The organism is Stenotrophomonas sp. TWI1149, assembly GCF_039673155.1.
Classification (GTDB): Bacteria; Pseudomonadota; Gammaproteobacteria; order Xanthomonadales; family Xanthomonadaceae; genus Stenotrophomonas; species Stenotrophomonas maltophilia_AA.
The window spans coordinates 96,336-110,331 of the sequence record NZ_JBDJLB010000007.1 but is presented as its reverse complement, the minus strand read 5'-3'; the positions used below and the strand labels follow the sequence as shown (position 1 = coordinate 110,331).

General features: G+C 68.8%; 11 protein-coding genes. 5 read left to right on the top strand and 6 right to left on the bottom strand.

The genetic code is table 11. The features are described 5' to 3' along the window. Window positions 1–101: 101 nt before the first annotated feature. A complete protein-coding gene (locus tag ABE424_RS09890; RefSeq protein WP_346490690.1) occupies window positions 102–407 on the top strand; it encodes a S24 family peptidase in 306 nt (101 codons plus the stop codon). Between the two features lie 145 nt (window positions 408–552). On the opposite strand, the gene ABE424_RS09885 is transcribed toward ABE424_RS09890, so the two are convergent. The 3 genes from ABE424_RS09885 to ABE424_RS09875 form a co-directional block, all read right to left on the bottom strand. Then, window positions 553–1,197 (bottom strand): hypothetical protein, encoded by a 645-nt coding sequence (locus ABE424_RS09885; protein WP_176988016.1) that lies wholly within the window; start codon window positions 1,195–1,197, stop codon window positions 553–555. Between the two features lie 139 nt (window positions 1,198–1,336). Then, a complete protein-coding gene (locus ABE424_RS09880) occupies window positions 1,337–4,132 on the bottom strand; it encodes a PAS domain-containing protein (protein ID WP_346490691.1) in 2,796 nt (931 codons plus the stop codon). Between the two features lie 104 nt (window positions 4,133–4,236). Beyond that, a complete protein-coding gene (locus tag ABE424_RS09875) occupies window positions 4,237–4,851 on the bottom strand; it encodes a TetR family transcriptional regulator (protein ID WP_346490692.1) in 615 nt (204 codons plus the stop codon). Between the two features lie 113 nt (window positions 4,852–4,964). Between ABE424_RS09875 and ABE424_RS09870 the strand changes: the two genes are divergently transcribed. Together ABE424_RS09870 and ABE424_RS09865 are read left to right on the top strand one after the other, a co-directional pair. Continuing rightward, the gene (locus tag ABE424_RS09870; protein WP_346490693.1) at window positions 4,965–6,173 is read left to right on the top strand and encodes an MFS transporter; all 1,209 of its coding nucleotides are present in this window, start codon (window positions 4,965–4,967) and stop codon (window positions 6,171–6,173) included. Beyond that, window positions 6,173–7,414 carry an MFS transporter gene (locus ABE424_RS09865; protein ID WP_346490694.1) on the top strand — a complete coding sequence of 414 codons (1,242 nt, stop codon included), beginning with the start codon at window positions 6,173–6,175 and terminating at the stop codon, window positions 7,412–7,414. The genes ABE424_RS09870 and ABE424_RS09865 overlap by 1 nt, the downstream gene beginning before the upstream one ends. On the opposite strand, the gene ABE424_RS09860 is transcribed toward ABE424_RS09865, so the two are convergent. From ABE424_RS09860 to ABE424_RS09850, 3 genes are all read right to left on the bottom strand, one after another. Continuing rightward, on the bottom strand, window positions 7,335–7,856 hold the full coding sequence (locus ABE424_RS09860; RefSeq protein ID WP_346490695.1) for a nuclear transport factor 2 family protein: 522 nt from the start codon (window positions 7,854–7,856) through the stop codon (window positions 7,335–7,337). The genes ABE424_RS09865 and ABE424_RS09860 overlap by 80 nt on opposite strands. A gap of 123 nt (window positions 7,857–7,979) precedes the next feature. Then, complete coding sequence (locus ABE424_RS09855; RefSeq protein WP_346490696.1) at window positions 7,980–8,183, bottom strand: hypothetical protein; 204 nt, start codon at window positions 8,181–8,183, stop codon at window positions 7,980–7,982. Beyond that, window positions 8,180–8,323, bottom strand: coding sequence for a hypothetical protein (locus tag ABE424_RS09850; RefSeq protein WP_179459899.1), 144 nt, complete (start codon window positions 8,321–8,323; stop codon window positions 8,180–8,182). Before ABE424_RS09850 ends, ABE424_RS09855 begins: the two co-directional genes overlap by 4 nt. Window positions 8,324–8,681: 358 nt before the next feature. Here ABE424_RS09850 and ABE424_RS09845 point away from each other — a divergent pair, with 358 nt between their 5' ends. Continuing rightward, window positions 8,682–11,243: a methyl-accepting chemotaxis protein gene (locus tag ABE424_RS09845; protein ID WP_346490697.1), complete on the top strand. Its 2,562-nt coding sequence runs from the start codon at window positions 8,682–8,684 to the stop codon at window positions 11,241–11,243. Between the two features lie 73 nt (window positions 11,244–11,316). Beyond that, on the top strand, window positions 11,317–13,956 hold the full coding sequence (locus tag ABE424_RS09840; RefSeq protein WP_346490698.1) for an excinuclease ABC subunit UvrA: 2,640 nt from the start codon (window positions 11,317–11,319) through the stop codon (window positions 13,954–13,956). The last annotated feature ends 40 nt before the right edge of the window (window positions 13,957–13,996 follow it).

Genomic DNA, 13,996 nt, shown 5'->3' with positions numbered 1-13,996 from the left:
GCTTCCCCTCCCCCCGCTGACGACTTCATGGACGAAGCAGTCGATCTGCACCGTCTCTTGGTCCGGCGGCAACCTTCCTGTACCGCGCAGGCGGTTGGTCCATGCTGGGCGTCGGCATCAGCGACGGCGACCTTCTTGTGGTTGACCGATCCGTCCAACCGCTACCCGGCGACTTGGTAATTGCCATCTGGGACGGCACTCAGCCTACGTGCAAGGCGCTCCAGATGTTCGAGCACCAACTGGAGCTGCATTCCACCAACTCAGAATTTCCGCCCATCGTGCTCGAACAAAACACTGAGGTAGAGGTGTTTGCCGTAATCGATGTCGCTCGCCAGATTCAGGGAGGCGCACCAGATGACTGCCTACAGAGCCCTGGTCTATTCAGTTCTATCCACGCTCCGGTTTGATCGATTCGATTGGGGACGTCACTTTGACTTGGCGCCCGACGCCTTCGAGATCCTTGCGGTGCTCCTAGGTAAAGACTGGCCACCATCTATGGTGGCCGGTCTCCCACTAACTATGCTGTGTCGCACACGTCCCCACGGCGGCCGGTCAGGCTGGATCGCTGATGCGCAGTTGGGCGGTCAGCAACCGCGTCAGGTTCTTGCGGGCGAAGTACCCCTGCAGCTGGCGCGCCTTGATGGATTGGGCGCGAAGAAGCGGCTTGCCCTCGGCCGGGTGGTCGATCTGGTAGCAGCGTGAGGCGCCGCAGAGCTCGGCCTGGCTCGCGGTGACCGCGACAACCGTCACCTCCAGTCCGTTGAAGGCGGTTCCGCTGCGGATGGCGGGGTTTTCCGTGCACGCGCGTTCGATCAGGGTCCGGAACCGTCCCAGGTCGCGCTCTCCTCCGCTGCTCAAGGTGCCGACATTGGTCGCGCGACGCGCATCGTCGTCTTCCTCTGGCCCCTCGCTCCATCGCTCGTTCCGCTCCGGGATGACGGCGCGCACCACGTTGCCGTCGGGGTCGATCAGGTCGATCACCACATCCAGCAGGTAGACCGGCTCCAGGCCCAGGTTGGTCACGAAGCAGTGGGCATCCAGGTCCTTCCCCGCGCCGGAGGTGATCAATATCGACGGCCGCTGCTGGCGTCGGTAGCTCTGCAGGAAGACGCTGAGATACACGATCCAGATCAACGCGGTCACGCAGGTCATGGCCGCCGTGATCAAGGGCGCATAGTGGACGAGGTTCTGGATCATCACGCTTCCGCAGTCTGTCGAGCGCTCCGGTACCGGCGCTGCCAGAAGGCATGCGGCACCCGGCTGCTGAGCACCCATCATCGCGTGCGGCGCGCAGGCACGCCGTGAATGCCTGCGCATCGGCTGCAACGTATCGCGCTCAGCGCACCTCGGCGAGCACCGCCCGCACCCGCAACGCCAGTTCCTCCAGCGTGAACGGCTTGCCGATCAGGTGGACATCGGGCTCGAGCACGCCATCGTTCTCCAGCGCATTGCGGCTGTAGCCGGTGGTGAACAGCACTTTCAGCGTCGGCCGCCGCCTGAGCGCCTCATCGGCCAGCTGCCGCCCGTTGACCTCCGGCATCACCACATCGGTGAACAGCAGCGCGATGTCGGGATGGCGGTCGAGCAGGGTCAGCGCCGTGGCGGCTCCCTCGGCCGCGAGCACCGGGTAGCCCAGTTCGGTCAGCGCTTCGATGGAAAACTGCCGTACGCCGGGTTCGTCTTCGACGACCAGGACGAGTTCCCGGCCCCCGCTCAGCGCGCGGTTGTCCTCTCTTCCGGCAGGGGGCGATGGCGCGACATCCACCCTGCGGCGCGGAAGATACAGGGTCACCGTGGTTCCCTGTCCCGGGGTCGAATCGATGTTCACGTGGCCGGCCGATTGTTTGACGAAGCCGTACACCTGGGACAGGCCCAAGCCGGTGCCTTGCCCCACCTTCTTGGTGGTGAAGAACGGATCGAAGGCCTTGGCGATGACCTCGGGCGGCATGCCGCTGCCGTTGTCCGCCACGGTGATCCGGACATACTCGCCCACGGGGACCTCCGCCGCTGCCGCATCGTCATCGGCGGCGATCGTGCAGTTGGCGGTCTCCACCACCAGGCGCCCGCCACCGGGCAGCGCGTCGCGCGCGTTGACCGCCAGGTTGAGGATCACGTTCTCCAGTTGGTTGGCATCGGCGAAGGTGCACCACACCTGCGCGGCCAGCACGGTTTCCAGGCGGATGCTGCTGCCCAGCGAATGCACGAGCAGGTCCGACATCCCGGCCACCAACCGGTTCACATCCAACGGCACCGGCTGCAACGGCTGCTGCCGGGAGAACGCAAGCAGGCGCTGGGTGAGCTGCGCGGCGCGGGTCGCGCCATCGATGGCCATGTCGATGTAGCGCTTGGCGCGCGGATCGCTGTCGCCCATCCGCATCGCCAGCAGGTCCAGTGGGCCGATCACGGTGGCAAGCATGTTGTTGAAGTCGTGCGCGATGCCGCCGGTCAGCTGGCCCACCGCCTCCATCTTCTGGCTCTGGCGCAGGGCATCTTCCACGCGCGTGCGCTGTGCCACTTCTTCCAGCACCCGGCTCTCCAGGTGCTCGTTCAATTCCTGCAGCCGGGCATCGGCCAGTTTGCGTGCGGTGATCTCGATCGCCACGCCCACGACCCGCACGCAGCGGTCGCCCTCGAAATGCCCGCGTCCCTTCGCCGCGACCCAGCGCACCACGCCGTCTTCCTTGCCGACGGTGCGGTATTCCACGTCGTAGAGCGCGCGCCGCGCCGGGTCGGCGGCCGCCGCAAACGCGGCGACAGTGGCGGCGCGGTCGTCGGGATGCAGCCCGTCATGGAAGTCGCGCATCGACACCGCCACCTCGGGCGAGATGCCGAACATCGCCTTTGTCCGCGGCGGCCAGATCAGCGCATCGCGCACGAGGTCGACATCCCAGAAGCCCATGTCACCGGCCTCGGTCGCAAAGCGCAGGCGCTCTTCGCTCTGGGCCAGCGCGGCTTCGGCCGCCTGGCGGACGGTCAGGTCCAGCATCGCGCCGATCATCCGCAGCGGCTCGCCCACGCCGCCCCGCAGCACGGTCCCGCGGTCGAGCACGGAGGCGAAGCTGCCGTCGGCGCGACGGAACCGGTACTCGCTGTTCCACGCGGTTCCGCCGCCCTCGATCACGGCATGGATGTCCCGGTCCACGCGCGCCCGGTCGTCCGGATGGATGTGATCCAGCCACCACTGCGCGCTGGTCTCGCGCAGCGCATGGCCGAACAGCGTGGTCAGTGCCTCGTTCCAGATCACTTGGCCATCGGAGATGCGCCAGTCCCAGATCGCATCATTGGTGGCCTGGGCGGCCAGCCGATAACGTTCCTCTGCTTCCAGATGGCGGGCCTCGGCGGCTTTGCGGTCGGTGATGTCCAGTGACGTGCCGACCAGCCCCACCACCACGCCGTCGGCGTCGCGCAGGGGCGATTTGGTCGACAGCCAATGCGCACGCCGGCCATCGGGGAAACTCACTTCTTCTTCGAGCTGCTCGGTCTGCCCGCTGGCCATGACGCGCTCGTCGGTGGCCATCACGATGGCTGCCTGGGCAGGGTCGCCGAGCAGCTCGGCGTCGGTGCGGCCGACGTAGATCTCCGGCGGCAGGCCGATCAGCTCGGTGGTGCCGCGGTTGCCGATCAGCATCCGGCCCTGCCGGTCCTTGGCGTACACCACGCCGGGCGCGGCTTCGACGAAGGAACGCAGCAGGGTCTGGGCCTGGTCGCGCTCCGCTTCGACCCGGCGGCGCTCATCGATATCGATCAGTACCCCGGGGAAGCCGACGGCCTGCCCGTGGGCGTCGAGGTCCACCCGGCCGATCGCCTCGATCCAGCGATAGGCGCCGTCGGCGCCGCGGGTTCGATACTGGTGGGCATAGCGGCCACCGCGGCGGACCGCTTCGGCAATCGCCTCGGCCAGGCCGGCGCGGTCGTCGGGGTGGACGGCGGACACGACCTGTTCCAGGCGCAGTTCGGTGCGGGCCAGGGCCGGGTCAAGGCCGTGGGCCAGGGCGAGGGCGTCGTCGACGGTCAGGCTGTCCTGGGCCACATCCCAGAACCAGGTACCAACGATCGCCCCGGCGGCCAGTGCCATCCTGACGCGCTCGGCATCACGCTCGCCGTGGGAACCGGGGGAAGGTGAAGAGCTCAAGCTGTACTCGCGGTCGGCAGGGGGTCGGATGCACCGGCCTCGGGACGGCAGGCGGCGCGGGGCGGACACCATAGGGTATCGGCGCGAGGCGAACTGTGAAGCCGTCAGGCGGGCAGCTTGCCGGGGGACGCCGGCAAGCTGCAGCGCAGCCCGCGCAGCAGCAGCTCCAGCGCAACCCCGCTCTGTGCCAGCCGCGCATCGCCATCGTCGCCGTCGGCGATCCAGAACGCCGCCTCGGCGAGGCTGCCGTACACGAGGGAGGCGAGGGCCTGCGGATGGGCCTCGGCGACCACACCCAGATCGATCAGGTGCGCCAGCAGGCGCTGCATGGAATCGATGCAGTGGCGCTGCGATTCCGGCGAGGCACCGCCCAGCACGGCGCGCGCATCGCGCAGCACGATGCGCTGGATGGTGGGCTCCCGGGCCATCTCCAGGTACCCGATGCAGCGCAGCCGGAATCCCTCCCACGGGTCCACGGCGGCGTCGGAGATCGCCTTCAGGCGTGCGTCCATCTCTGCGTCGAGCTCATCGACGACCGCCGCGAGCAGCCCCTGCTTGTCACCGAAGTGGTGGTAGAGCGCGCCACGGGTGAGGCCGGCCTGCGCGGTGAGATCGTCCATCGAGGTATCGGCGTAGCCGCGCTCGCTGAAGACCGCGCGGGCGGTCGCCAGCAGGGTGGCGCGGGTCTGCTCCATCTCGGCGCGGGTACGACGGGCCATCGGCCTCTCCTTGGATGCGGGGGCGGACGCTGGTTTACATCCGGAGCGTATGTATATAGGATTTTAAACATACGATGTGTATGTAAAATGGAAGAGACCGGGTGAACCACCCCATGAGCCACCCTTACCGCGCGCTGTTCGCGGCCCCGGGCAGCACCGGCTTCGCCTTGGCGGGCCTGCTGGCACGGCTGCCCTTGCCGATGACCGGCATCGGCATCATCACGCTGCTCGCCCAGGTGCGCGGCAGCTATGCGCTGGCCGGCGCGGTGGCGGCCACGTTCGTGCTGACCTACGCGCTGCTGTCACCGCAGGTCTCCCGTCTGGTGGACCGGCACGGGCAGCGCCGGGTGTTGCCGGTGGCTACCGGCGTCAGTGTGCTCGGCCTGCTGCTCCTGCTCGGCGCATCGTGGTGGGCGGCACCGGCCGCACTGCTGTTCTTCGGCGCAGTGCTGGCCGGTGCCATGCCCAGCATGTCGGCGATGGTGCGGGCGCGCTGGACCGCGATCTACCGCGGGCAACCGCAGCTGCAGACGGCGTACGCGCTGGAAACCGTGTTCGATGAAGTCACCTTCATCGCCGGGCCGCCGCTGTCGGTCGGCCTGGCGGTCGCGGTGCTGCCGCAGGCAGGTGTGCTTGCCGCGGCCGTGCTGCTGCCGATCGGCGTGTTTGCGCTGATCGCGCAGCGCAGGACCGAGCCCCCCGTCGAGGCGGCACGACGGAATGCCGCGCCTGCTGCGTCCGTCATCCGTCTGCCCGGCGTGCGGTGGCTGGCCGTGCTGATGGTCGCCATGGGCGTGATCGTCGGCACCGTCGATATCGTCAGCGTCGCCTTCGCCGCACACCTGGGGCAGCCCGCTGCCGCCAGCATCGTGCTGTGCGCGTATGCCGCCGGCTCCTGCCTGTCCGGCGTGCTGTTCGGTGCGCTCACCCTGCAGACGCCGCTGCGCCGCCTGTTGCTGCTGGGCGGGATCGCGACTGCGGTGACCACGTTGCCGCTGCTGCTGGTGGGAAGCATCGGCGCATTGGCCGTGACGGTCTTCGTGGCGGGCGTGTTCTTCGCCCCGACCATGATCGTGGCGATGTCGTTGACCGAGCAGCAGGTGCCGCCGCGCCAGCTCACCGAGGGCATGACCTGGCTGCTGGCGGCGCTGAACGTGGGCGTGGCGCTGGGCGCCGCGATCTCCGGCTACGGGGTGGATGCACACGGGCCGCGTGCTGGGTACCGGGTGGCGCTGTGTGCAGGCGGCGCGGTGCTGCTGGCGGCCGCGATCGCGCACGGCGCGTTGCGTCCGCGCGATCCACGCAACCTGGAGGTCTGCTGATGCAGGTGCACGCGCCATCGACACCCCGCCACCCGTGGTGGGCGGTCACCGCGGTCAGTCTGGCGACCTTCTCGGTCGTCACCACGGAGATGCTGCCGGTCGGCCTGCTGACCCCGATCGCCGAAGCGCTGGCCACGAGCACCGGCACCGCGGGCCTGATGATCTCGCTGCCCGCCCTGCTGGCCGCGCTGTTCGCCCCGCTGGTGGTGATCAGCGCGGGCGGACTGGATCGGCGCGCGCTGCTGTGCGCGCTACTGGGCCTGCTGGTGATCGCGAATCTGGGCGCAGCCTTCGCACCCACCTTGGGCTGGATGCTGGCGGCCCGCGTGCTGGTCGGGCTGTGCATGGGAGGGATATGGGCGATTGCCGGCGGGCTGGCGGTGCGGCTGGTGGCGACCCGATCGGTCGGCCTGGCCACATCGCTCATCTTTGGGGGCGTGGCGGCTGCTTCCGTGCTGGGCGTTCCACTCGGCGCGCTGATCGGGGAGCTGTTCGGGTGGCGTTGGGCGTTCGGCAGCATGGCGCTGTTGGGTGCCGCCGTGCTCGCCCTGCATCTGGCCGTCATGCCCGGTCTGCCGCCGTCCGGCACGACTACCCTGCGCCAGTTCGGTCATCAACTGGGCAACCGCGCGCTGCAGCGTGGGTTGATGCTGACCTTCCTGCTGGTCGCGGGACACTTCATCGCCTTTACCTTCGTTCGGCCGCTGCTGCTGTCCGTCCCGGGGTTCGACGCGGGCTGGGTCGGGCCGTTGTTGTTCGGCTACGGCGCTGCAGGCATGGCCGGCAATTTCCTGGCCGGTATCGTGGCGGCACGACGTACCCGACTGACGGTGTCGTTGATCGCAGCGGGTCTGGTACTGGTGCCGTTGCTGTTCCTGTCCATCGGCGAATCGCGCCTGTGCGGTGCCTTGGCGCTGCTGGCGTGGGGGTTGGCCTACGGCGGGGTGTCGGTGGGCTTGATGACGTGGATGATGAAGGCCGCGCCGGGGGCGGTCGAAGTCGCCTCCGCACTGTATGTCGGTGCCTTCAATGTCGGGATCGCATCCGGCGCGTGGCTGGGCGGTCAGGCGCTGGATCGGCTCGGCCTGACCGCCAATCTCTGGCTCACCAGCGGCTTCGCGGTTGCCGCAGTGGCGCTGTGCATTGCTGGCCGCTCAGGCCCTACCTCGTTCCCGTCGGCTCCAGCGCCGCCTTCTCAGCCCCGGTCAACGCGCGATGGCCGTAGCTCAGCACCCGCGTGAGCTGCCATTGCCCGTCCTTGTGCTGCCAGACCATCACGAACTTCGCGCTGCCTTCGCAGTTGCCGGTCGCGACCTCGCAGAAGCGGTGCTCGCCTTCCTCGATCGCGCCGAAATCCTTGATCGGGTACACCTTGAGCGTCCCCGGAACCCGTTCGCGGCGCACCTTGTGGCAAATGTACTTCCGCGTGTTGGATACCACCGTGTCGCGATCGAAGGTGGCCCCGCCGCTGTCGTGATAGAACTCGACGGTCGGCGAAAAGTAGCCGGCGAAGGCATCCAGGTCGCAGCGGTTGTAAGCGTCGAAGACCTGATCATCCAGCGCGGTGACGGTGCGCGTGAGGGCGGCTGCGTCCACGGCTTCCTCGCCAGCGTGCGCTGACACGGGCGCGAGCATGCCGGCAGCCACGAGCACGACGGCGAACGCAGCGGGGGAGTGCCTCATCGGGGTGCCTGCTTCCATCGGGCCAGAGTGGGCACCACTTTTCGCACGGGGCGGGGGGCCCTTCAAGTGTCATTCGGAAGGATGACGTACGGGGCACGGCAGAGTGCCCATGGCCCCGGCCGGTTACAGCGTGCTGGAGTCCACCCGCTGGCGGCCGGCCTGGGTCAGGTCGATGTCGCCATCTTCCGCCTGGGCCGCATAGCCGGCCTTGACGGCCCAGTTGGCCGCTTCATCGCTGACCGGACGCGTGGCGTTGATGTCGCGGAGGATCTGCCGCTGTGCTTCGGTCAGGTGGGTTGCCGCGTTCGTACCGGTGCCGCCGCTCATGGCGCGCGGGCCTCGACGCTGACCACGCCCTGGGCCAATCGGGCGCGCTTCGCCCGCCGATGGTTCACCCACCACACCAGCCCCGGCAGGCCGTACAGCAGTGCGCCGGCGAGCAGAAAGATCTTGAAGGCGGCATTCATGGCGGTCTCTCTCCGTGCGGTATGGCGTCAAGCGTCGTGATCAACCTGATGTGCGGTAGAGGGCACACCCGGTCCTGCAGCGGCCCCGGCCGCGATCCCAGTGCTAGTTCAACGCAATCGCCGTGAAGGTGTTGTCCCTTCGTTCACTGTCGCGCGTTCATGCGTCGCGGACCGCCGCGCGCCCCGCCAAGGTCGCCAGCCGTAGTACCGCGCTTGTCGCCTGATCGTCATCACGTCGTCGCCTGGTCCCCTTACAACGGGGAGCCTCCGGGGAGGGCCAAGGGCGCGCGTCGAAATCGGCGCTAAAGTTCACCGCGCGCCCGCCGATACCGATGCGTCCTTCCGCCTGGAGTACGTGATGTCGGCCGTCCCCCGCCGCCTGTCGTTGTTCGTCACCCGCCTGGGTGACCGCTATCGAATCCGCTTGTCCCCCCTGCGCCGGCTTGCCGCCCTCGGCCGTCTCAGCGTTGCACGGAAACTCACGGCCAGCCTGCTGGTCTGCTGCCTGGGCCTGTTCGCGGTCGCGATGATGTACGGCTGGACGCGCCATGATACCGAGCGCGCGGCCGAGGCGTTCGCGGCGCACCAGCAGGAGGCGGCGCTGGCCGCGACGCTGGCCACCGAGATCGCCGATGCACGGCGGCTGCAGACCCGCTATGCCGCCACCTTCGATGACGCCGACCGCGAGGCGTTGCAGGCGGCGCAGCAGCGCCTGCAGGCGACCCTGGCCCAGCTGCAGCGCGATCCCCATGATGCCGGCAGCGCCGATGCGCTGCGTGAGGTGGCTGCGCGGGCGGGTGATTTCGCGGAAGGCATCGCAGCCCTCAACACCCGTGTGGACGAAATGGGGCGCGGCGATGCCGGCCTGCGCGCGCAACTGGAAGCGGCGGCTGCAACGCTGGAAGCCAGCGTGGAGGCAAGCGCGCGTCCCGTGCTGATCGCACAGCTGCAGAAGATGCGCCGCGAGGAGAGCCTGCTGCTGCTCACCGGGGAGTCGGCGCATACCGATCGCGCCAGCGAGCAGAAGCTGCCGTTCGATCTGTCCTTGGCCGATGCGCGGCTGGGCGTAGAAGCGCAGGACACGTTGCGGACGCAGATGGATGCCTATCAGGGCGCGCTGCTGGCCTACACCGCCGCCCGTATCGGGCTGGATGTGGAGGCGCAGTCACTGGCCGAGACCGCCGCCCAGATCGGTCCCGGTCTGCAGGCGCTGCAGCAGGCACAGGCGCAGGCCCTGGCGGCGGCGCGCGAGCGGCAGGCCGCACGTGCCAGCACCATGGGCATCGTGTTCGCGCTGACCCTGCTGCTGGTGGCGGTGGTGTTGATCGCAACGCTGCTGCTGGTGCTGCGCGCGGTCCGTCGGCCGATCGCCGATACGCTGCGTTTCGCCGAGGACATCGCCGAGGATCGTCTCGACACCGTGCTGACCATCCACAATCCGCACGACGAGATCGGCCAGCTCGCCGCGCGCCTGCGCCACATGCAGCAGCGCCTGCGCGAGCGGATCGAGGCCGAGCGCGCCGTGGCGCGCGACAACACCCGCGCCCGCCAGGCGCTGGACAGCGCCCAGACCGGGGTGATGGTGCTCGATGGCGAAGGGCGGATCGGCTTCCTCAACCAGGCGTTGCTCACCGAACTGCAGATGGTGCACGAGGACTGCAGCGGCCAACCCGCTGCCGCCCTGCATCCGGCCTTCGCCAGCTTGCTGCCCACGCTGCAGGGCGGCCAGCGTGCCAGCCGGGAGATCGAGCACGCGGGCATCCGCTACCAGCTGGTGATCACCCCGATCGTGGAGCACGACCACCTGCTCGGTGCTGCCGTGGAGTGGCGCAGCCGCGCGCTGGAAACCACGGTGGAGAATGAAGTGGCCGCGCTGGTCGATGCGGCCGCCCGCGGCGAACTGCACGGGCGGATCGCAGTGGAGGGCAAACAGGGTTTCGTGAAGACCCTGGCGCTGAGCATCAACCACCTGCTCGATACCTTCCAGAGCAACCTGTCCGGCGTGCAGGGCCTGCTCTCGGCGCTGGCGCAGGGGGATCTGCGCGTGCGCATGCAGGGCGACTTCCACGGCGTGTTCGCGCGGTTGCGCGACGATGCCAACGCCACGGTCATCCAGCTCACCGACATCGTCGCGCGCATCCAGCAGGCCTCGCTGGCGATCAACGCCGCTTCCGGTGAGATCGTCGCGGGCAACCATGATCTGTCCGACCGCACCGAGCGCCAGGCGGCACACCTGGAAGAGACCGCCTCCTCGATGGAAGAACTCTCCGCCACCGTGCGGCAGAACGCGGACTCGGCGCAGCAGGCGAACCTGCTGGCGATCCGCGCTGCCGAGGTCGCGGCCCGCGGCGGCGAATCGGTCGCGCAGGTGGTGACCACCATGGCCGACATCGCGCTGTCCTCGCGCCGGATCGGAGAGATCACCGGGGTCATCGACGGGATCGCGTTCCAGACCAACATCCTGGCCCTGAACGCCGCCGTGGAAGCCGCGCGGGCGGGCGAACAGGGGCGCAGCTTCGCCGTGGTGGCCAGCGAAGTGCGCCTGCTCGCACAGCGCAGCGCCGATGCCGCGCGCCAGATCAAGCAGCTGATCGACGCGTCGGTCGAGAAGGTCGACGCTGGGACCCGGCAGGTCGACAGCGCGGGCGCGACCATGGGCGAGATCGTCGGCAGCGTGCAGCGGGTCACCGCGATCATGGCCAGCATTTCAGCGGCGTCGCAGCAGCAGACGGTGGGCATCGAGCAGGTGAGCCAGACCCTGCTGCAGATGGATGGGAGCACCCAGCAGAATGCCGCGCTGGTCGAAGAGGCCTCCGCCTCGGCCCGCGCGCTGGAACGGCAGGCGACCGTGCTGGGCGACGCCGTCGATGCGTTCGTGGTGATCCCGACCCCAGGGGCGCGCATGTCGGCGGCGGCATGACCGTCGCGTCAACGCGGCGCTCACCGGTCTTCACCGGCGGTGAGCCGGCGCTGTGGTTCGCTATTCTTCATCCATGAAGACTTCCACGCGCACGCGCCGCCCGTCGCCCAGCACTGCCCCGGATGCCTTCGTGCGGGTCCGGGGCGCACGCGAACACAACCTCAAGAACGTGGATGTCCACATTCCACGCGATGCGCTGGTGGTGTTCTCCGGCATCTCCGGTTCGGGGAAATCCTCGCTGGCCTTCGGCACGCTCTACGCCGAGGCGCAGCGGCGTTACCTGGAATCCTTGTCGCCCTACGCACGTCGCTTGATCGACCAGGTCGGCGTGCCCGATGTGGATGCCATCGAAGGCCTGCCGCCGGCGGTGGCCCTGCAGCAGCAGCGCGGTACCGCCAGCGTGCGCTCCAGCGTCGGCAGCGTCACCACCCTGTCCAGCCTGCTGCGGATGCTGTACTCGCGTGCCGGTACCTATCCGGCACGGCAGCCCATGTTGTACGCCGAGGATTTCTCGCCGAACACGCCGCAGGGGGCGTGCCCGAACTGTCATGGCCTGGGCTACGTCTATGAAGTCACCGAACAGTCGATGGTGCCCGATCCGTCGCTGAGCATCCGCGAACGCGCCATCGCCGCATGGCCGCCGGCGTGGCACGGGCAGAACCAGCGCGACATCCTGGTGACCCTCGGCTACGACGTGGATGTTCCCTGGCGCGATCTGCCCAAAAAGCAGCGCGACTGGATCCTGTTCACCGAGGAACAACCGGTGGTACCGGTCTACGCCGGCTTTACGCCGGCCGAGACCCGCGCTGCCCTCCGCCGCAAGGAAGAGCCCAGTTACATGGGCACCTTCAGCGGGGCGCGCCGCTACGTGCTGCATACGTTTGCGACCACGCAGAGCGCGATGATGAAAAAGCGCGTGGCGCGCTACATGATCGGCGCGCAGTGCCCGGTCTGCGATGGCCGTCGACTGAAGCGCGAGGCACTGTCGGTGACGTTCGCCGGCATGGACATCGGCACCCTGTCACAGCTGCCGCTGAGCGCCATGGCGCAGGCACTGCGCCCAGCCGCCGAAGGCCACTTCGACGCGCCCAAGGCCACGGCCACGCGCAGCCGCAGCGCCGGCCGCGTTGCCACCGCCAAGCGCGTGGCGGCCGGCGGCAACGCGCATGCCGGCGGCAGCGACGTGCGCCGCACGCCGGATCTGTCCGAGGAGAAACGCATCGCCGCCCAGCGCATCGCGCATGATCTGGTCGAGCGGATCGGCACGCTGCAGTCGCTCGGCCTGGGCTATCTGTCGATGGATCGCGCCACCCCGACATTGTCGCCGGGCGAGCTGCAGCGCCTGCGCCTGGCGACGCAGATCCGCTCCAGCCTGTTCGGCGTGGTGTACGTGCTGGATGAGCCGACTGCCGGCCTGCATCCGGCCGACGGCGAGGCCCTGTACGACGCACTGGCGCAGCTCAAGGCCGGCGGCAATACCTTGTTCGTGGTCGAGCATGATCTGGAGATGCTGCGCCGCGCGGACTGGCTGGTGGACGTCGGCCCGGGCGCAGGCCAGCACGGCGGCCATGTGCTCTACAGCGGGCCCCCCGAAGGCCTGCGCGCCATCAAGGCCTCGGTGACCGCGCCGTATCTGTTCGAGGACGATCACGGACCACGCCGCACGCCGCGGGCGCCGTCCGGTTGGCTGGGCCTGCAGGGCATCCATCGCAACAATCTGCATGGCGTGGACGCGCGCTTTCCGCTGGGCGCGTTCACGGCGGTGACCGGCGTGTCCGGCTCGGGCAAGTCCAGCCTGGTGAGCCAGGCCCTGGTCGAGCTGGTCGGCGAACACCTGGGGCAGGAGCCGGTGATCGAGGAAAACGACAGCGAACTGCCGCAGCCCAGCCGCATCGAACGTACCCGCGGCCGGTTGAACGGCGCCAAGGCGATCAAGCGTCTGGTCAACGTCGACCAGAAGCCGATCGGGCGCACGCCGCGCTCCAACCTGGCCACCTATACGGGCCTGTTCGATCATGTGCGCAAGCTGTTCGCCGGCACGCGCGCGGCCAAGGCGCGCCGCTACAGCGTGGGTCGTTTCTCGTTCAACGTCGCCGCCGGGCGCTGCGAGACCTGCGAGGGCGAAGGCTTCGTCCATGTCGAGCTGCTGTTCATGCCCAGCGTCTACGCGCCATGCCCCACCTGTCATGGCCAGCGCTACAACGCCAAGACGCTGGAGGTGCAGTGGAACGGCCGCAACATCGCGCAGGTGCTGGCGATGACGGTGGAGGAGGCGTTGGACTTCTTCGCCGATGAGCCGCCGGTGCAGCGCCCGCTGCAGCTGCTGCGGGATATCGGCCTCGGCTATCTGCGCCTGGGCCAGCCGGCGACGGAACTGTCCGGTGGCGAGGCGCAGCGCATCAAACTGGCCACCGAGCTGCAGCGCAGCCAGCACGGCAACAGCCTGTATGTGCTGGACGAGCCGACCACCGGCCTGCATCCGGCCGACGTGGACAAGTTGATGACGCAGCTGCACGGGCTGGTCGATGCCGGCAACACGGTCGTGGTGGTGGAGCATGACCTGCGCGTGGTCGCCGACGCGGACTGGGTGATCGATGTGGGACCGGGTGCGGGCGAAGAGGGCGGCCGGATCGTGGCCGAAGGCATCCCCGCGCAGGTCAGCCGTGCCGCGCAGGGCGCGACCGCGCGCTATCTGCGTCGCTGGTTCGGGTAAGCCGGCCGACAGCAAAGAAACGTGCACGCGGGGACTGTGG